Below are 17,586 nucleotides of genomic sequence, written 5' to 3'. Positions count from 1 at the left end.
CGCGCCGACGAGGAGGCCGACCATGACGGCGGAGATCGTGGACACGTCCATCACCGGCATCACCGGCCGGGTCCGGCGGCGGGTCGACGAACTGCTGTCCGACTTCCTCGACGCGCGGCGCCCTCCGGTCGGCGACCACGACGTGGCCGAGGGATACCGCCTGCTGCGTGAATTCGTGATCGAGGGTGGCAAGCGGGTCCGGCCTCTGCTGTGTTACTGGGGCTGGCGGGGCGCCGGCGGTGAGGAGCTTCGCGAGGCGGCGGTTGTCGCCACCGGCGCGGCGCTGGAGCTCTACCACGCCGGTCTTCTCATCCACGACGACCTCATGGACGGCAGCGAGCTGCGCCGGGGACGTCCGACGATCCACCGGGGGCTCGCGCGGCCGGGGCGGTTCGGGGCGGCCGAGGCGTTCGGCCAGTCCGCGGCGATCCTCCTGGGAGTGCTCGCCCAGGCCTGGGCCGAGGAACTGCTCGCGGACGCCGCGCCCGCCGACGTGCGGGCCCGCGCGGCCCGCGACCTCTTCAACCGCATGCGCACCGAGGTCGTCACCGGTCAGTACCTCGACCTGCTGGCGCACGCCCGGGGTGACGACGGGGTCGAGCAGGCGCTCACGGTGATCCGGTACAAGACGGCGCGCTACACGGTGGAGCGCCCGCTGCAGATCGGCGCGGCGCTCGCCGGGGCCCCGCCGAGCCTGCTGGAGGCCTACTCCCGGTTCGGCCTGCCGTTGGGGGAGGCGTTCCAGCTGCGCGACGACGTCCTCGGCGTCTTCGGCGATCCCTCGGTCACCGGCAAACCCGTCCTCGACGACCTGCGTGAGGGAAAGCGGACCGTGCTCATGGCGTACGCCTCCGCGCGGGCCCGCGGACCGGAACGGGACCTGCTGCGCACCTGGCACGGCGATCCCGCACTGGACGAGGCGCGGGCGGCGGAGCTGCGGCGGATCATCGTGGACACCGGCGCGCTCGACCGGGTCGAGGAGCTGATCGTCCAGCGGACCGGCCAGGCGCTCGCGGCGCTGCGCGACTGCCCGATCACGCCGGAGGCGGCCGAGGCGCTGGCGGTGCTCACCGAGCGGCTCACGCGTCGCGTCCGGTGAGGCGCGCGAACGGCTCGCCCGCGTCATCGGCGGCTTCCCGCGTCCTTCGCCCCAACCGCCCGACCCGCGCCTTTCGCGCTGGGGCCGGTCCGGCGGCGCGGGACCCTCCGGGCGGCGCCCCTCCGATGCCTTCCCCTCCACCGCTCGGCGACGAGCACGACCTGTTAGCGGACAACCGGCCGCCGGCCGATCAGAAGATGGGTGATGTGCTGTGACCGAAACGACCCCGCAGACCAGCGCGCCGAACGACAGCAGGCTCAGCCTGAGCACCAGGGCCGCGCGCAACCTGGCCACGACGACCAAGACCCCGCCGCAGATGCAGGAGATCACCTCCCGGCACCTGCTGCGCGTGCTGCCCTGGATCGAGGCCGTCGGCGGCGTCTACCGGGTCAACCGCCGGCTGACCTACCAGGTGGCCGACGGGCGCGTGACGTTCGTCTCGACCGGAGCGGAGGTGCGGGTCATCTCCGCCGAGCTGTGTGAGCTGCCGGCGCTGCGGGGTTTCGGCGACGCCGACGTGCTGGCGTCGCTGGCCGATCTGTTCACGCAGCGGGAGTACGAGGCGGGGCAGGTCATCGCGGCGGCGGGGACTCCGATGGAGGAGGTCGTGCTGCTGGCCCACGGCAAGGTGGACAAGATCGGTGAGGGGGCGTACGGCAACGAGACGCTGCTCGGGGTGCTGGCCGACGGGGAGTACGTCGGCGAGCAGATGCTGGTGCACCCCGAGGCGCGGTGGGAGTGGACGGTGCGGACGGTGACGCCGTGCACCGTGCTCGCCCTGACCAGGGACGCCTTCGAGCGTCTGCTGGCGTTGTCGGAGAGCCTGCGCGAGCACGTGTCGGCGTACCGGGAGGACCCGGACGGCCCGGTGAACCGGTACGGGGAGGCGGAGATCGCGCTGGCGGCGGGGCATGTGGGTGAGGCGACGCTGCCGGGGACGTTCGTGGATTACGAGCTGGGGCCGCGGGAGTATGAGCTGAGTGTGGCGCAGACGATTCTGCGGGTGCATTCGCGGGTGGCGGATCTGTACAACGAGCCGATGAACCAGACCGAGCAGCAGTTGCGGTTGACGGTCGAGGCGTTGCGGGAGCGGCAGGAGCACGAGCTGGTCAACAACCGCGACTTCGGGTTGTTGCACAACGCCGATCTCAAGCAGCGCATCCACACCCGGTCGGGCCCGCCCACCCCCGACGACCTCGACGAACTGCTGACCACCGTCTGGAAGAACCCGACCGTCATGTTCGCCCACCCCAAGGCGATCGCGGCCTTCGCCCGGCAGTGCAACAGCCGGGGCATCTATCCACAGACCGTCGAGTTCAACGGCCAGAAGGCGCCCGCCTGGCGCGGGGTCCCGCTGCTGCCGTGCAACAAGATCCCCGTCAACGACCAGGGCGTCAGCTCGATCATGGTCATGCGCCTGGGGGAGAAGGACCAGGGCGTCGTCGGCCTGCGCCGCACCGGCCTGGTGGACGAGTACGAGCCGGGTCTGTCCGTGCGCTTCATGGGCATCGACGACAAGGCGATCATCTCCTACCTCGTGACGACCTACTACTCGGCGGCCGTGCTGGTCCCCGACGCCCTCGGCATCCTGGAGAGCGTCGAGGTCCTGTGATGTCGTCCTACCGGCTGCCGGACTTCTATCTCCCGTATCCGCCGAGGCTCAACCCGCACGTCGAGACCGCCCGTACGCACACCCGCGGCTGGGCGGAGCGGATGGGGATGCTGGACGATCCGGACATCTGGACCGTGGAGTCGCTCGACGCGATGGACTACGGCCTGATGTGCGCCTACACCCATCCCGACTGCTCCGCCCCGGAGCTGGACCTGGTGACGGACTGGTACGTCTGGGTCTTCTACTTCGACGACCACTTCCTGGAGACCTTCAAACGCAGCAGGGATCTCGACGGCGCCCAGGAGTACCTGGACCGGCTCGACGCGTTCATGGCGGACGACCCGCCCGAGCCGGTCAACCCCGTGGAACGGGGACTGGCCGACCTGTGGCTCCGCACCGTGCCCGCCATGTCGGCGGCGTGGCGGCGGCGGTTCGTCCGGGTCACCCGGGATCTGCTCCAGGAGTCGATGTGGGAGTTGTTCCACATCGAACGGGACGCCGTCTCCAACCCCATCGAGTACATCGAGGAACGCCGGAAGGTCGGCGGCGCCCCGTGGTCGGCGGCGCTGGTCGAGCACGCGGCGGGCGCGGAGCTTCCGGCCCGGCTGGCCGGCAGCCGGCCGATCCGGGTGCTGACGGAGTCGTTCGCCGACTCCGTGCACCTGCGCAACGACCTGTTCTCCTACGAGCGGGAGGTGCGGGAGGAAGGCGAGCTGTCCAACTGCGTGCTGGTCTGCGAGCGTTTCTTCGGCTGTGACACCGCCCGGGCCGTGGAGATCACCAACGACCTGCTCACGTCGCGGCTGCACCAGTTCGAGCACACCGCGCTGACCGAACTGCCGGCGCTCTTCGCCGACGAGGCGGTCTCGCCGCCCGAGCAGGGGCTCGTCCTCCGGTACGCCAAGGGGCTGCAGGACTGGCAGGCGGGAGGCCACGCCTGGCACTCGGCCTCCAGCCGCTACACGAAGAACGGCGGGCAGGCGGGGGCCTTCGGGATGAACGTCTCGCGCGCCCACCTCACGGGCGCGGGCGGCCTGCGCAACCACACCCACAGGCCCTTCGCGGCGGCTGGTGTACGGCTGCCCGAGCCGTACATGCCGTTCCAGGTGCGCGACAACCCGCACCTGGACGCGGCGCGCGCGGCCGACCTGGAGTGGTGCGCGGCGATGGGGTTCTTCGACGGGGTTCCCGGCATCCCCGCGACCGCCGTGTGGGACGAACGGCGGCTCGCCGGATTCGACCTGGCTCTCTGCGCGTCCGGCATCACCCCGGACGCCACCGCCGACGAGCTGGTCCTGGCCACCAACTGGCTGGCCTGGGGGACGTACGGCGACGACTACTATCCACGCGTCTTCGGCGCGGCGCGTGACCTGGTCGGCGCGAAGCTCCTGAACCGGCGGCTCAAGGAGCTCATGCCGCTGGATCTCGTCCCGCGGCTGACCCCGTCGACGGGGCTGGAACGAGGGCTCGCCGACCTGTGGCCGCGCACCGCGGGGCCGCTGCCGACCGGCTCCCGCGAGATCTTCCGCACGTCGGTGGAGGAGATGATCGACAGCTGGGTGTGGGAGCTGGCCAACCAGGCCCAGAACCGGGTGCCCGACCCCGTCGACTACCTGGAGATGCGGCGCAGGACCTTCGGCTCGCACATGACGATGTGCCTCGCCAGGCTCGCCCCCGACCGGGTGATCCCCGTGGAGATCCACCTGACCCGCGAGTTCCTCGGCATGACCGACGCCGCCCAGGACTACGCGTGCCTGCTCAACGACCTGTTCTCCTACCGCAAGGAGATCCAGTACGAGGGCGAACTGCACAACGCGGTCCTGGTGATGTCCACCTTCCTCGACTGCCCGCCGCAGGAGGGCGTGACGGTGGTGGACGGGCTCATGACGAGCCGGATGAGGCAGTTCGAGCACATCACCACCATCGACCTGCCGGCCCTGCTCGACCGGATCGACGCGGGCGAGGCCGTACGGGAGTCGGTCGCGGCGTACGTGACCGATCTGCGGAACTGGATGGCCGCCATCCTGCGCTGGCATCAACGGTGCCGGCGTTATCTCGACGAGGAACTGCGCGCGGGTCCGGTGGCCCGGTGGACCCAGGGCCCGACCGGCCTCGGCACCGCCACCGCCAGGATCGGCTCCCTCGCTCGCGCGTACGGCGCGACCACGTACGGCGCGACCACGTACGGCGCGACCACGTACGGCGCGCCCGCTGGGGACGGCGCCGCGCACCCGCCCGTGCTCCACCTCACGGCGGGTGCCTCATGAGCGCGCCGATCGGGCCCGACGGCGCGTCGCGGCTGGCCCTGGGCACCAGGGCCGCGCGCACCCTCGCGACCACCACCAAGACCCCGCCGCAGATGCGGGAGATCACCCCTCGCCACCTGCTGCGGGTGCTCCCGTGGATCGACGTGCAGGGCGGGGTCTACCGGGTCAACCGGCGGCTGACCTACACCACGGGAGACGGGCGGGTGACGTTCGTCTCGACCGGGGCCGAGGTCAGGGTGATCCCGGCCGAGCTGTGCGAACTGCCGTCGTTGCACGGGTACGCCGACGCGGAGGTGCTGGCCGCGCTGGCGGACCGGTTCGTGCAGCACGAACTGGACCAGGACGAACCGGTGCCCGCCGGGCAGGTGGTCCTGGTCGCCCACGGCAAGATCGCCTGCGTCGGCGTCGGCGAGTACGGTGGCGAGACGCTGCTCCGGGTCGTGGCCGACGGGGATCACCTCGGTGATCTCACCGGCCCGGCGGCGCCCCCCGCCAGGGCGCTCACCCGCTGCGTCGTGCTCGTGCTCGAACGGCCGGTGGCCGACGAGCTGACCGAGCGCTCGGACAGCCTGCGGGAGCAGCTGAACCGCCCGGCGGCCGGACGTCCGGCCAACCGGTACGGGGAGGCGGAGATCGCGCTGGCGGCGGGGCATGTGGGTGAGGCGACGCTGCCGGGGACGTTCGTGGATTACGAGCTGGGGCCGCGGGAGTATGAGCTGAGTGTGGCGCAGACGATTCTGCGGGTGCATTCGCGGGTGGCGGATCTGTACAACGAGCCGATGAACCAGACCGAGCAGCAGTTGCGGCTGACGGTCGAGGCGTTGCGGGAGCGGCAGGAGCACGAGCTGGTCAACAACCGCGACTTCGGGTTGTTGCACAACGCCGATCTCAAGCAGCGCATCCACACCCGGTCGGGCCCGCCCACCCCCGACGACCTCGACGAACTGCTGGCCCGCCGGCGCAGCTCACACTACTTCCTGGCCCACCCCCGGGCCATCGCCGCCTTCGGCCGCCAGTGCACCGCCCGGAGCCTGTATCCGGACGTCACCGAGTCCGGCGGCGCGAAGGTGATGGCGTGGCGGGGGGTCCCGATACTGCCCTGCGACAAGATCCCCGTCACCGACCGCGGGCTCACCTCGATCCTGGTGATGCGCACCGGAACCGAGAAACAGGGAGTCGTCGGGCTGCGCCGCACCGGCCTGGCGGACGAGTACGAGCCGGGTCTGTCGGTGCGCTTCACCGGCATCGACGACAAGGCGGTCATCTCCTATCTCGTGACGACCTATCACTCCGCGGCCGTGCTGGTGCCCGACGCTCTCGGCGTCCTGGACAGCGTGGAGGTCGGCTGAACGCCGCCGCCCTGGCCGTACGCCGGCCGCCCTCGCCGGAAACCGCCGCACGTGCGCGGCGCTCCGGTTAGGGTGGCCGCTGGCCGATCACAAGGTGCTCTTCGGAATGCGATGACGGAGGTCTGCGATCGTGCTGATGGAACGGTCCGGCAGGGCGGAGACGGCGTCGGCCCTGGGCAGCCTGGAGCGCGGGATCGCGATCCTCTTCTGCCTGGCGGTCGGTATGAGGCCGATGAACCTCACCCAGGTGCACCGTTCGACCGGGTTCTCGAAGACGACCACGCACCGCCTGCTCGGGGTCCTGCAGGGACGCGGCCTGGTCACCCGCAGGGGCGGCGACTACACGGTCGACGGGCGCTTCGCCGAACTGCTGTCGCCACGCGGCTGGCCCGTGCAGGGCCGCCGGGTGCCGGACTGCCGCCGGGCGGTCCTGCCCTACCTGCTCCAGCTGTACGAGGCCACCCGCCAGACCGTCAACCTCGCCGTGCCCGACCGCGGCGAGGTCGCGTACGTCGAACGGCTGTATGGGCACAACCGGGTCAGGTCGCCGTCGGACGGCGTCGACCGCGCGCCGCTCCACTGCACGGCCGCGGGCAAGGCGCTGCTCGCCCATGACGCCGGACTGCGGAAGGCCTTCTACGCCGGTCCCGCCCCCCGGCGGATGACGGGCCGTACGGTGACCGGCCCGGCCACGCTGGAACGCGAGCTCGCGGCCGTCCGCGGTGAGGGCGTGAGCTACGCGCGGGAGGAGTACGCCGAAGGGGTCTGCTGCGCCGCCGCGCCCGTCTTCGCGCCGGACGGCCGGGTGTGCATGGTCGTCTCCGTCGCGGCCCCGGCGGGCGCCGCGGCGCTGCCGCGCCTGGGCCCGGCCGTCCGCAGGACCGCCCACCAGATCACCGGAGCCCTGAGCACCGTCCTGGCGCCGGGACCGGAGCGCACCGGACCGGTTTTCAGCAGGGCACCGGCGGACGCCGGGAACGGCAGCAGGGTGCCGGCGTCCACCGGCAGTCCCGGCAGGGCGGCGGTACGGCCCTAGACGGCGAACCGCGCGGGACCCGGCCGGTTGGGCTGACCGATGCGTGGGGAGAGTCTTCGATGGCGGTGTGACCTGCGAAGACAGTCGTGAGGTGCGGCCGCCGGCGTATTCGGGGGCGCGACGGGGAGCGGGTGTCATGCGGGTTGCATCGGGGGCGTGCGTCCTCGCCGGGCGGATCGGTCTCGTCGCCGTGCCGGTGGCCGTGCTGCTGACGGCGTGCGGAGCCCCGGAGCCGCCGACGCGGTCACGGCCCGCGGCCACACCCGCCGCCGTGTCCACCACGGACCCGGTCCCCCTGACCACGCCCGCCCCGCCGCCCGCCTCGCCGGCGGTACGGGCAGCCGCCGATCCGGAGGCGTGCCGGAACGCCGACTGCGAGGTGGAGGTCCGGCAGGGAGACCGGCTGCGGCTCGACGCCGCCACCGGCCTCGACGCGCTCACGGTGGCCGCCCTCGACCAGGGCGTGGTGCGCCTGCGTTTCGAGGGCTCCTCCGGCGGCTACCGCGTCGAGGGCATGAACGTCGGGGTCAGCCAGGACTGCGTCAACGGCCGCTGCCGGACCAGGGGAGCGTTGACGCTGACCATGGACCGGCCCGCCCGCATCGGCGACATCCACCTCCGGCTGACGAGCGTGCGGCCCGACGAGGCGGTCCTGGCGATCTCCCCCTCATAGCGCGCCGTCCGCCCCGGCTGTCGCCGATCCAGGAGAGCGACCGCCTCCTCCGCGCGCCGGTGTTCGTGCTCTCCCCGGTCAGGTCCGGTTCCACGCTCTTCCGGGTGCTGCTGAACAGCCATTCCAGGATCCACGCGCCACACGAACTGCACGTCCGGCGGATCGCCGTGACCCTCACCACCGAGCCCGTACGGCAGGCCATGGAGGCGGCCGGGCACCGTACGAGCGACATCGAGCACATCCTGTGGGACCGTCTGCTGCACCGGGAGCTGGTCAGGAGCGGTAAGGAGATCGTTTCCAGGCGCAGGCGCGAGGGGCTCGTCGTCCGGTACGAGAGGCTCGTCGACGACACGGAAGGCGAGTTGCGCCGGGTCTGCGCCTGGCTCGGCGTCGAGTACGAGCCCGAGATGATCCGCTACGGCGACAAGGACCACGGCGAGTTCGTCAAAGGCATCGGGGACTGGCGCGACAAGATCCGCAGCGGGCGGGTGCAGCGCGGCCGCCCGCTGCCCGCTGCCCGCTGCCGAAGAGGTGGCCGAGCCGCTGCGGGAGATCGCGGCGGCCTGGGGTTATCTCTGACCTGGGCCTGGGGACATGGCGCGGCTCGTCCCGCATGCCTCCGGAGCGTGAGCGCACCCGATCTGACCGGTGGCGTCAGCAAGGGTGAACGTTTCAGCAAGAGGCGACCCGCCTGTGGTACGGCTGGGGACGCCGGATGAGGTGGTGAAACGGGTCGTTCGCGGCGAGTCCTTCCGGGGAGTGGCCCGGCCGCCTCCTTGACGCGCCGCTCCCCGTCGTATTGGCTCCGCTGCTGCGCCACCATCGGCCCAGGAGCGGAGAGTCCCACGAATGTTAGCGCTAACAATTACACGCTCTGTGCTGGCGAGTGCGCACGTTCGCAGTTCGGGATCAGATCTCTCTGGAGGGCTGACATGAAACCGCCCACTACCGGGACGGAACGGCATCGGACTCGCGCGCGGGGGCCGGCCACGGCCTTGGCGGTCATCGCCGCCGGCGCCGTCGCGCTCGGGCTCGCGATCCCCGCTCACGCGGCCTCGACGTTGAAGGCCGCGGCGGAGGCCAGGGGGAGGTACTTCGGCACCGCGCTGACACGGGGAGACCTCGGTATCAGCGCCGAGGTCAACCTCGCCGCGGCCCAGTTCGACATGGTGACCCCCGGCAACGAGATGAAGTGGGACGCCACCGAGCCGTCCAAGGGCTCGTTCAACTTCGGGTCGGGCGACCAGATCGTCTCCTTCGCCCAGTCGCACGGCATGCGGGTACGCGGGCACAACCTGGTGTGGCACGCCCAGCTGCCCGCCTGGGTCGGCAGCCTGCCGCTCAACCAGGTCCAGGGCGTGATGGAGAACCACATCACCACCGAGGCCACCCACTACAAGGGGAAGGTCTACGCCTGGGACGTCGTCAACGAGCCGTACAACGAGGACGGCACCCTGCGCCAGGACGTGTTCTACAGGGCGATGGGCTCCGGCTACATCGCCGCCGCGCTGCGGGCCGCGCACGCCGCCGACCCGAACGCCAAGCTGTACATCAACGACTACAACATCGAGGGCATCAACGCGAAGAGCAACGGGCTCTACTCGCTCGCGCAGTCGCTGCTGTCCCAGGGCGTCCCGTTGCACGGCATCGGGTTGGAGAGCCACTTCATCGTCGGCCAGGTGCCGTCGTCCCTGCAGGCGAACATGGAGCGCTTCGCCGCCCTGGGCCTGGACGTCGCGATCACCGAGCTCGACGACCGCATCCAGATGCCGGCGGACAGTTCCGAGCTGCAGCAGCAGGGCACCGACTACGGCAGGGTCGTGAACGCCTGCCTGGCCGTTCCTCGCTGCGTGGGTGTGTCGCAGTGGGGCGTGGACGACGGCCACACCTGGATTCCCGGGACGTTCCCCGGCTACGGCGCTCCCATGACGTGGGACTCCGGCTACCAGCCCAAGCCCGCCTACCAGGCGGCCCTGAGCGCGCTCAACAGCGGCACCTCCTCGCCGTCACAGTCGCCGTCCCAGTCGCCGTCACAGTCACCCACGTCGTCGCCGTCGGTGTCGCCGTCCCGGTCGCCCAGCGCCTCGCCGAGCCCGTCTTCGTCTCCCATCGGGGGTGCGTGCTCGGCGACGATCAAGACGATCAACAGCTGGGGCGGCGGGTTCCAGTCCGAGGTGACGGTGCGGGCGGGCAGCGCGCCGGTGAACGGCTGGACCGTGAAGTGGAGCTGGCCGGGCGGGCAGAGCATCAGCAGCCTGTGGAACGGCCGGCAGAGCACGTCCGGTTCCTCGGTGACCGTGACCAACGAGTCCTACAACGGCTCGATCGCGGCGGACGGTTCCACGACGTTCGGCTTCACCGCCAACGGCAGCGCGGCCACCCCCACCGCCACCTGCACCAGCCCCTGACCCTGTCCCGGAGCGAGACGTGTGCCGGGCCGGCACCCCGGCCCGGCACTTCAGGCCCGGCACTTCGGCCCGGTATGGCGGGAACGACGGCGTACGGCGTGCCGGGTTGTCGGTCCGCGTCCGTACGATGTCCCGCATGACCGGGCATGAATTCACGCTCACCGCCACGGGCCCGTTCGACTTCGACGCGACGCTCCGGTTCGTCGAGGACTGGCCGGCCACCAGCGGGCTGCCCTCCGACGGCAGGACGCTGCGCTTCGCCTACTGCGCCGAGGCCGACTGGCTGCCGATCGGCGTGGCGGTGACCGCCGCGCCGGGCGGGGTAGCGGTGCGGACGACCAGGCCCGCGGGGCCGGCGATCCGGGGTGAGGTGGCCCGCATCCTGTCCCTGGACGTCGACGGCTCGGGCTTCGCCGAGATCGGCGAGTCCGATCCGGTGCTCGGGGAGTTGCAGCGCCGCAGCCCCGGCCTGCGGCCGCTGTGCTTCTGGAGCCCGTGGGAGGCCGCCTGCTGGGCGGTGATCGTGCAGCGTTCGTCGATGCTCATCGCGTCCCGGCTCAAACAGCGCATCGCGGAGCGGTACGGCGCCACGGTCGAGCTGGACGGCCGGGCGTACACCGCCTTCCCGCCGCCCGTGTCGCTGGTGAACGCCGACGGACTCGGCCTGCCCGAGCAGAAGGAGGAGTGGCTGCGTGGCCTGGCCCGCGCGGCGCTCGACGGCGTGCTGACCACCGAGCACCTGCGCGCGCTCGACCCGCCGGAGGCGCTGGCCGAGCTTCGCGCCCTGCCCGGTGTGGGGCCGTTCTCCGCGGGCCTGATCCTGATCAGGGGCGCGGGGGCGCCCGACGCGTTCCCGGGCGACGAACCGCGCCTGTTCGCGATCCTCCGCGAGGCGTACGGGCTGCCGCAGGACGCCACGGCGAGCGCGTACCGGAAGGTCGCCGACGCCTGGCGGCCCTACCGCTCGTGGGCCTCGTTCCTCTTCCGGTCGACGGCGTACGGAGTCGGGGAGGACCGGCGGGCGGGCTCTGCCGCCGGCCAGACGGGGGAGGACGTCAGAGCCAGCCTTTCTCCTGGGCGGCGCGGATCGCGGTGATCCGGTTGGGCGCGCCGAGCTTCGTGACGGCGCTGGACAGGTAGTTGCGCACGGTCCCCTCGGTCAGGTGCAGCGCCGTGGCGATCTGCCGCACCGACGCGCCCTCGGCCGCCAGCGACAGCGCGCCGCGCTCGCGGTCGGTCAGCGGGCTGTCGCCCGCCATCATCGCCGACGCCGCCATCTCCGGGTCGAGGTAACGCCCTCCGGCGTGCACCTTGCGGATGGCCCTGGCCAGCTCGTCGGCCGAGGCGTCCTTCGGAATGAAGCCGCGCACCCCGGCGGCAAGCGCCCGCCGCAGATGTCCCGGCCGCCCGAAGCTGCTCAAGATGATCATCGCTTGGCCCGGCAGTCCCTCGGCGGCGGTGAGGCCGTCCATCCCGGGCATCTCGATGTCCAGCACCACGACGTCGGGCCGGTGCTCCCGCACGGCGGGTGCCACCTCGTCGCCCCGGCTCACCTGGGCGACGACCTCGAGGTCGGGCTCCAGCCCGAGCAGGGTGGCGATCGCGCCGCGGATGAGGTGCTCGTCGTCGGCGAGCAGGATGCGGATCATCGGGTCGGTCATCGGGCCACCGCCTCGGTGAGGACGTGCGCGCGGTCGGTGGTCGGCACGACGGCCCGCAGGACGAACTCGCCCGAACCGGTCGGCCGGGCGGTCAGGCTGCCGCCGGCGGCGGTCAGCCGCTCGCTCAGCCCGATGAGACCGGTGCCGCCGTCGTCGGTGCTCTGGCCGCCTACCCCGTCGTTGACCATCTCCAGCACCGCCGTCGCGCCGGTCAGCCTCAGCGTGACGCGGGACCGGGTCGCGGCGCTGTGCCGCAGCGTGTTGGTGGCGCCCTCCCTGACCACCCACGCGAGCAGCGTGGCCGCCTCGCCCTGCGGTGTCCGCTCCGGCAGTTCGAGGGTGCACCGGATGTTCGCCGCCTCCAGCACGGCACGCACGCTGCCCAGCTCGGCGGACAGGTCGATGGCGCGGTAGCCCCGCACGGCCTCCCGGATCTCCCGCAGGGCGTCCTTGGCCAGTCCGCGTACGGCCGTCATCTCCTCCGTCGCCTGGTCGGGGGCCACGCGGGCGAGCTTGACCGCGAGCTCGCTCTTGACCGCGATGGCGGAGAGGCTGTGGCCGACCAGATCGTGCAGGTCCCGGGCGAACCGGAGGCGCTCCTCCGTCACGGCGAGCTCGGCCTGCGCCTTCCTGCCCTCGTGGGCCTGGATGACCATGCGGTAGATCCACAGCCAGAGCCGGTTGCTGTAGGGCAGCAGCGCCAGCATCGGCAGATAGAGGAAGAGCTCGGCGCGCTGCTCGCCGAAGCCGGGAAGCAACAGGAAGTCGAGCGCGACGTAGACGCCCGCGGCGCCCGCCGTCAGCGCCACGGCGGCCCGGGCGCTCACGCCGAGCACCGCCACCCCGGTCCACGTCGTGGTCAGCGTGCTCCAGGAGAACGGCAGCATCGCGGAGGCGACCCCGGGAACATCAGCCACGAGGACCGCCCCAAGGACGATCATCACCAGGGCGAGCGCGCCGGAGGCGACGACCTCGCGTACGGCGTACCGGCCGTCGACGGCGGCGCGGACGATGCGGAGGAACAGCCAGCTGAAGATCGGAAGACCCCCGGCCACGAGGACGAGGCGGCTCCAGCCGACCCCGCCCTCGGTTCTGCTCACCACGATCTGGATCACCGGGCCGAGCCATGCGAACACCAACTCGAGGGCCAGGGTCCAGAAGGTGATGTGACGCGCCCGCTTGATCCCGGCGTTCATGGCCCAACCTTACCCATCAGCCCCGGCGCGGATCCCAGCGGAAGAACGCCCGGGCCAGCAGGGCGGCGACCGCGATCCACACGGCGAGGAGGCCCAGGGAGGGCAGGGCGGCGCCCCAGCGCTCCAGGGGGCCGAGCGGCTCGTGACCGGCGCCGATGTAGTCCAGCCCCAGGTAGGCGGTCCGCATGGTCTCCACAATGGGCGTCATCGGCAGGAACTCGATCGCGGTGCGCAGTGCCGGCGGCAGCATCTCCGGTGGCAGCATCACCGGCGAGCCGCCGACCAGGAGCAGCACGACCGGCAGGGTCGCGATCTGCGCCATCTCCCCGGTGGAGGACAGGCCGGAGACGGCCATGGCGAGCAGGGAGAAGAAGGCCGCGCCGAGAAGCGCGGCGAGCAGCAGCAGCAGGATGTCGGCCGGGGCGCTGGTACCCATTGCGGCGGACATGAGCACACAGAGGATGATCACCTGGCCGAGATACACGGCGGTCGCGCCGAGGGCGCTGCCGCCGAGGACGGCCGTCCTGGTGGCCGGCCCGCCGAGCAGGCGCTTCAGCACCATCTCCTCACGGCGGGAGGTGTAGAAGCCGGCGAGGTTCATGAACGTCGCGAAGACCAGGATGAAGGCCATCATCCCGGTCATCACGTACTGCGTCCCCGGGATGCCGGCGGTTCCTTCGCCGACGCCGTTGGACGCCAGCGCGCCGGCGATCAGCAGCGGCAGCAGGACGGCGTTCACGAACGCCGTACGGTTGCGGAAGACAAGGGTGAGGTCGACGCGGGCCAGCCGCACCGCCTGCGCCACGTCGTTCATGCGGTCTCCTTCACCACGGAGTGGAAGACGTCCTCAAGTGAGGCGGTCCGGACGGCGAGCCGTTCGAGCGCGACGCCGCGCTCCGCGGCCCAGGCGAACAGCGGCACCAGCGCCTTGTGGGCCCGCGTGGCCTGGTCGCCGCCGGTGACGGTGTACGTGACGACGGGCGTCCCGCCCGACAGGGCGACGCCGGGGGTGTGGCCGCCGATCAGCGGAAGGGCGTCCAGGGGGATCTCCGGCGGCAGCCGGAAGGAGACGCGGTCGCCGTGCCTGCCGACGACCTCCTCCAGCGTCCCCTCGACCCGGATCTCGCCCTCGTGCATCACGGCGAGCCGGCTCGCGAGATGCTCGGCCTCCTCCAGGTAGTGCGTGGTGAGCAGGATGGTCGTGCCGTCCGTCACCAGGTCGCGGATCAGGCCCCAGGTGGTCCGGCGCGCCTCGGGGTCCATCCCGGTCGTGGGCTCGTCCAGGAACACCACCTCGGGACGGCCGATGATCGACAGCACCAGGTCGAGCCTGCGCTTCTGGCCGCCGGACAACTGCCGTACCCTGACCCGCGCCTTGTCCGCCAGCCCGGCCAGCTCCAGCGACTCGTCCAGAGGACGGGGGTTCGCGTGCAGGTCACGCCACAGCCCGATGGTCTCGGCCACCGTCAGGTCGGAGAGGAAGCCGTTCTCCTGCAGCATGATCCCGACCCGCGGGCTGAGCGCCCGGCGCCTGCGGTACGGATCGATCCCCAGCACCTCCACGACGCCGGAGGTGGCGGGGCGGTAGCCCTCCAAGACCTCCATCGTCGTCGTCTTCCCGGCGCCGTTGGTGCCGAGCAGGGCGAACAGCTCGCCCCTGCGGACCGTCAGCGAAACGCCCCTGACCGCTTCGAACTCGCCGTACCTCTGCCTGAGCTCGGTCGCCGCGATCGCCACGTCCAGGGCGACCGCCGTTTCCCGCACGTCCGTCGTCATGGCTCAAGGGTGGGTTCTGCGCCGCTTCCCGCTGTAGTCGCCGATGCCACCGGATCGACATGGGCCTCGCGGATCACCGCGATGACAAATGCCAAAAGGACGCCGTCGGCGGTCCCCACCGCGCCGGCGGAGTGTTCTCCACTTGATCGCCCACTACGGTCGCAGCTGTGCGAATTCTCATCGTGGGCGGCAGCGGCCTTCTCGGCGGCGAACTCGTACGGCAGGCCACGACGGCCGGTCAGATCGTGGCCGCCACATACCTGACTCGGCCGGGAGCGGTGCCGGGAGCCGAGTGGCTGCCGCTCGACGTCCGTGACCGTAAGGCCGTATTCGGCTTGATCGGCGCGATCGGTCCCGACGTCGTCGTCAACGCGGCCTTCCGCCAGCCGGACTGGGAGACGATCGCAGTCGATCCCACGGCGGTGATCGTGCGCACTTCTCTGATAATCGGTGACGGCGGCTCGGCACACGAAGACATGGTGCATGCACTTGCCGCGGGCGACACGGATGGGGTGTTGTTCACCGACGACGTGCGCTGCCCGGTGCATGTGAGTGATCTGGCGGCGGCCCTTCTGGAACTCGCGGGATCCGATCGCGCGGGAACTCACCACGCAGCAGGGGCCGACGCGATGAGTCGATATGAGCTCGGGCGCCTGATAGCGCGGCGGGACGGACTCGATCCGTCTCGGCTCCCATCCGGCCGGCGTGCCGGCACCGACGTGCCCGGGCCGCTCGATGTCCGGTTGGACTGCCGTCTCACTCAGCGGCATCTGACGACCAGGCTGCGCGGCGCGCGGGAGTTCCTGAGACAGCCACGCTCGAACGGGTCGCTGTCGTAGTCGACGAGTCGGGCCGGCACCGCTCGGTCTTCCTGTCACGCCTTGCCGAGTTGTCCTGTCAAAGGAGGTGGACAGCGGCGACGCAGTCGTCGTGGCGCCTTCGACCGCGTGAACGTCGTCGCCCAGACGACCGCCGACGACCACCAGCCCGGCTGGTCCGAAGAATGAGGAGTACCGGCAGGTGAAAGTCGAGATCCCCTGATGCAGGCCCTCCTCCACACGGTGGGGGTGTCGGCCGGCTGCGTACTGGCCCTCGCCCCGGCCCTGCTACCCGCCGCACGTCCCAGCAGGAGGTGGCCGCACATCGTCATGGCGTTCGGCATGGTGGCCGGGCATCTGGGCGGCTGGTTCCTCTCCGCCGGGGTGCTGGCGCTGCTCACCGCCGGCTGGCTCTGCGGCTCCCCATCCCGCCGCACGCAGATTGGTCATCACATCCAGGACTTCGCGGGCATGTCCATCCTCTTGGTGCTGACGGCGTTCGGTGCGCCCGCTCTTGCCGGCGCTTCGTACGGACACTCGCATGGAGGCGGTTCGCCGGCTGCGGTGGCCCTGGTTGTCGGTCTGACCTGGACCTGCGCTCGGCTCACCCGCGTTCTGCACGTGAGGAGGGCGGACCGAAGGGTGCTCACCCAGGACGCGTGCTCGGCCGGCATGGCGGCCGGCATGACCTTCATGGCCGCGTTGGCTCTCTGATGCCGTCGCGTCCAGGTGTCCGGCGCGCGAAGATCCGGCGGATGTCCGGCCCATATGCCGGGCGAACCGGTTTCTGGCAGGCGCACCGGTCAGGGCGTTGTCACGCATCGGGGTGCTGTCCGGTCTGAGCTGGTACACGGCCGGATCGAGCCGGCCACCGTCCAGCAAGGAAGCCTGATGAGCACCGATCACGCTCACGCTCACCACCTCGAGAACCCCGACAAGAGCGGGCCGCCGCCGAAGCTCGACGTGGTCGCCACCGTGCCGGGAGCGCCGCCCGCGCCGGAGGGGGCCGAGGCGATGACGATCCTGGTCACGTTGCCGCCGAACAGCCCCGGTGCGCCACCTCACCGGCACTCCGGGCCCGCGTACGGGTACGTGGTCAAGGGGGCCATCAACTTCGAGCTCGAAGGAGAGCCCGTACGGGTCGTCCGTGCCGGTGAGGCGTTCTGGGAGCCCGGTGGGGACGTGATCCACTACCAGGACGGCAACCATCTGGCAGACGAGGAGTCGGCGTTCGTGGTGACGATGTTCTGCGCGCCCGGGCAGCCCATGCTGACCGTGGTCAGCCCGGAAGAGCTGGAGGCGCGGCGAGACCGTCGCGCGCCGCAGTCATGACCAAGGTTTCGCTGACCGCGCTCGTCCGCAACCTGCTCGAACTCGCCCGTGAGGCGCACAGCGGTCGCAGCGCCGCCACCGTCCACGGTGGGCACGATCGTTCGTTGCGGCAGACCGTCATGGCCTTGCGGCAGGGCGAGCACATGCACGAACACGAGCATCCCGGTGAGGTCACGATGCACGTGCTGCACGGGCGAGTCCGGCTTGTCGCCGGGCCCGACTCGTGGGACGGGCTGCCCGGCGACCTGCTGGTCATGCCCGAACGCCGCCACCGCGTGGAGGCCGTGCAGGACTGCGCCTTCCTGTTCACCACCGCACGCTGAAGGTGTGGAAGGCGGGAGCCGCATCCGGCTCTCGCC

17 protein-coding genes are annotated in these 17,586 nt (G+C 71.4%); 13 read left to right on the top strand and 4 right to left on the bottom strand.

Annotated features, from left to right (window positions below):
* Positions 1 to 22 precede the first annotated feature (22 nt).
* The 9 genes from HHX37_RS14805 (at position 23) to HHX37_RS14765 (ending at position 11,540) form a co-directional block, all read left to right on the top strand.
* Positions 23 to 1,099: a polyprenyl synthetase family protein gene (locus HHX37_RS14805; RefSeq protein WP_182885766.1), complete on the top strand. Its 1,077-nt coding sequence runs from the start codon at positions 23 to 25 to the stop codon at positions 1,097 to 1,099.
* Between the two features lie 211 nt (positions 1,100 to 1,310).
* Positions 1,311 to 2,711, top strand: coding sequence for a family 2B encapsulin nanocompartment shell protein (locus HHX37_RS14800; protein ID WP_310738176.1), 1,401 nt, complete (start codon positions 1,311 to 1,313; stop codon positions 2,709 to 2,711).
* Complete coding sequence (locus HHX37_RS14795; protein WP_220502887.1) at positions 2,711 to 4,978, top strand: terpene synthase family protein; 2,268 nt, start codon at positions 2,711 to 2,713, stop codon at positions 4,976 to 4,978. Before HHX37_RS14800 ends, HHX37_RS14795 begins: the two co-directional genes overlap by 1 nt.
* The gene (locus HHX37_RS14790; protein ID WP_182885765.1) at positions 4,975 to 6,327 is read left to right on the top strand and encodes a family 2B encapsulin nanocompartment shell protein; all 1,353 of its coding nucleotides are present in this window, start codon (positions 4,975 to 4,977) and stop codon (positions 6,325 to 6,327) included. Before HHX37_RS14795 ends, HHX37_RS14790 begins: the two co-directional genes overlap by 4 nt.
* 136 nt (positions 6,328 to 6,463) lie before the next feature.
* Entirely contained in the window at positions 6,464 to 7,363 is a 900-nt protein-coding gene (locus tag HHX37_RS14785) for an IclR family transcriptional regulator (protein WP_259406490.1), read from the top strand.
* A 136-nt stretch (positions 7,364 to 7,499) separates the two neighbouring features.
* The gene (locus HHX37_RS14780; RefSeq protein WP_182885763.1) at positions 7,500 to 8,036 is read left to right on the top strand and encodes a hypothetical protein; all 537 of its coding nucleotides are present in this window, start codon (positions 7,500 to 7,502) and stop codon (positions 8,034 to 8,036) included.
* A 104-nt stretch (positions 8,037 to 8,140) separates the two neighbouring features.
* A complete protein-coding gene (locus tag HHX37_RS14775) occupies positions 8,141 to 8,755 on the top strand; it encodes a sulfotransferase (protein WP_220502886.1) in 615 nt (204 codons plus the stop codon).
* Positions 8,756 to 8,968: 213 nt separating this feature from the next.
* Positions 8,969 to 10,444, top strand: coding sequence for an endo-1,4-beta-xylanase (locus HHX37_RS14770; protein ID WP_182885762.1), 1,476 nt, complete (start codon positions 8,969 to 8,971; stop codon positions 10,442 to 10,444).
* A gap of 136 nt (positions 10,445 to 10,580) precedes the next feature.
* Positions 10,581 to 11,540, top strand: a complete 960-nt coding sequence (locus HHX37_RS14765) for a DNA-3-methyladenine glycosylase family protein (RefSeq protein WP_182885761.1) — start codon at positions 10,581 to 10,583, stop codon at positions 11,538 to 11,540.
* On the opposite strand, the gene HHX37_RS14760 is transcribed toward HHX37_RS14765, so the two are convergent.
* Genes HHX37_RS14760 through HHX37_RS14745 form a run of 4 tightly spaced genes read right to left on the bottom strand, consistent with a single transcriptional unit; the run spans position 11,500 to position 15,077 of the window.
* Positions 11,500 to 12,093 (bottom strand): response regulator transcription factor, encoded by a 594-nt coding sequence (locus tag HHX37_RS14760; RefSeq protein WP_182885974.1) that lies wholly within the window; start codon positions 12,091 to 12,093, stop codon positions 11,500 to 11,502. The two genes, HHX37_RS14765 and HHX37_RS14760, sit on opposite strands and share 41 nt — an antisense overlap.
* An 8-nt stretch (positions 12,094 to 12,101) precedes the next feature.
* On the bottom strand, positions 12,102 to 13,301 hold the full coding sequence (locus tag HHX37_RS14755; protein ID WP_182885760.1) for a sensor histidine kinase: 1,200 nt from the start codon (positions 13,299 to 13,301) through the stop codon (positions 12,102 to 12,104).
* 16 nt (positions 13,302 to 13,317) lie between these two features.
* Positions 13,318 to 14,115 (bottom strand): ABC transporter permease, encoded by a 798-nt coding sequence (locus HHX37_RS14750; RefSeq protein ID WP_182881564.1) that lies wholly within the window; start codon positions 14,113 to 14,115, stop codon positions 13,318 to 13,320.
* On the bottom strand, positions 14,112 to 15,077 hold the full coding sequence (locus tag HHX37_RS14745; RefSeq protein ID WP_182885759.1) for an ABC transporter ATP-binding protein: 966 nt from the start codon (positions 15,075 to 15,077) through the stop codon (positions 14,112 to 14,114). Before HHX37_RS14745 ends, HHX37_RS14750 begins: the two co-directional genes overlap by 4 nt.
* A 167-nt stretch (positions 15,078 to 15,244) precedes the next feature.
* Between HHX37_RS14745 and HHX37_RS14740 the strand changes: the two genes are divergently transcribed.
* The 4 genes from HHX37_RS14740 to HHX37_RS14725 all read left to right on the top strand — a co-directional run bounded on the left by HHX37_RS14740 (position 15,245) and on the right by HHX37_RS14725 (position 17,550).
* Positions 15,245 to 15,916: a sugar nucleotide-binding protein gene (locus tag HHX37_RS14740; RefSeq protein ID WP_182885758.1), complete on the top strand. Its 672-nt coding sequence runs from the start codon at positions 15,245 to 15,247 to the stop codon at positions 15,914 to 15,916.
* A 309-nt stretch (positions 15,917 to 16,225) separates the two neighbouring features.
* Positions 16,226 to 16,609 (top strand): hypothetical protein, encoded by a 384-nt coding sequence (locus HHX37_RS14735; RefSeq protein ID WP_182881567.1) that lies wholly within the window; start codon positions 16,226 to 16,228, stop codon positions 16,607 to 16,609.
* A 177-nt stretch (positions 16,610 to 16,786) separates the two neighbouring features.
* Positions 16,787 to 17,227, top strand: a complete 441-nt coding sequence (locus HHX37_RS14730) for a cupin domain-containing protein (RefSeq protein ID WP_182881568.1) — start codon at positions 16,787 to 16,789, stop codon at positions 17,225 to 17,227.
* Complete coding sequence (locus HHX37_RS14725) at positions 17,224 to 17,550, top strand: LuxR family transcriptional regulator (RefSeq protein WP_182881569.1); 327 nt, start codon at positions 17,224 to 17,226, stop codon at positions 17,548 to 17,550. Before HHX37_RS14730 ends, HHX37_RS14725 begins: the two co-directional genes overlap by 4 nt.
* The last annotated feature ends 36 nt before the right edge of the window (positions 17,551 to 17,586 follow it).

Origin of the sequence: Microbispora sp. H10885, assembly GCF_014161415.1 — a bacterium.
GTDB lineage: Bacteria > Actinomycetota > Actinomycetes > Streptosporangiales > Streptosporangiaceae > Microbispora > Microbispora triticiradicis.
This window is presented reverse-complemented; position numbering and strand designations above follow the sequence as displayed.

Excerpts from the sequence above, each read along its gene's own strand:
- HHX37_RS14790 (WP_182885765.1), top strand. The coding sequence starts at position 4,975 with ATGAGCGCGCCGATCGGGCCCGACGGCGCGTCGCGGCTGGCCCTGGGC.
- HHX37_RS14765 (WP_182885761.1), top strand. The coding sequence starts at position 10,581 with ATGACCGGGCATGAATTCACGCTCACCGCCACGGGCCCGTTCGACTTC.
- HHX37_RS14735 (WP_182881567.1), top strand. The coding sequence starts at position 16,226 with ATGGCGTTCGGCATGGTGGCCGGGCATCTGGGCGGCTGGTTCCTCTCC.
- HHX37_RS14795 (WP_220502887.1), top strand. The coding sequence starts at position 2,711 with ATGTCGTCCTACCGGCTGCCGGACTTCTATCTCCCGTATCCGCCGAGG.
- HHX37_RS14755 (WP_182885760.1), bottom strand. The coding sequence starts at position 13,301 with ATGAACGCCGGGATCAAGCGGGCGCGTCACATCACCTTCTGGACCCTG.
- HHX37_RS14780 (WP_182885763.1), top strand. The coding sequence starts at position 7,500 with ATGCGGGTTGCATCGGGGGCGTGCGTCCTCGCCGGGCGGATCGGTCTC.
- HHX37_RS14745 (WP_182885759.1), bottom strand. The coding sequence starts at position 15,077 with ATGACGACGGACGTGCGGGAAACGGCGGTCGCCCTGGACGTGGCGATC.
- HHX37_RS14750 (WP_182881564.1), bottom strand. The coding sequence starts at position 14,115 with ATGAACGACGTGGCGCAGGCGGTGCGGCTGGCCCGCGTCGACCTCACC.
- HHX37_RS14725 (WP_182881569.1), top strand. The coding sequence starts at position 17,224 with ATGACCAAGGTTTCGCTGACCGCGCTCGTCCGCAACCTGCTCGAACTC.
- HHX37_RS14805 (WP_182885766.1), top strand. The coding sequence starts at position 23 with ATGACGGCGGAGATCGTGGACACGTCCATCACCGGCATCACCGGCCGG.
- HHX37_RS14785 (WP_259406490.1), top strand. The coding sequence starts at position 6,464 with ATGGAACGGTCCGGCAGGGCGGAGACGGCGTCGGCCCTGGGCAGCCTG.
- HHX37_RS14770 (WP_182885762.1), top strand. The coding sequence starts at position 8,969 with ATGAAACCGCCCACTACCGGGACGGAACGGCATCGGACTCGCGCGCGG.
- HHX37_RS14760 (WP_182885974.1), bottom strand. The coding sequence starts at position 12,093 with ATGATCCGCATCCTGCTCGCCGACGACGAGCACCTCATCCGCGGCGCG.
- HHX37_RS14730 (WP_182881568.1), top strand. The coding sequence starts at position 16,787 with ATGAGCACCGATCACGCTCACGCTCACCACCTCGAGAACCCCGACAAG.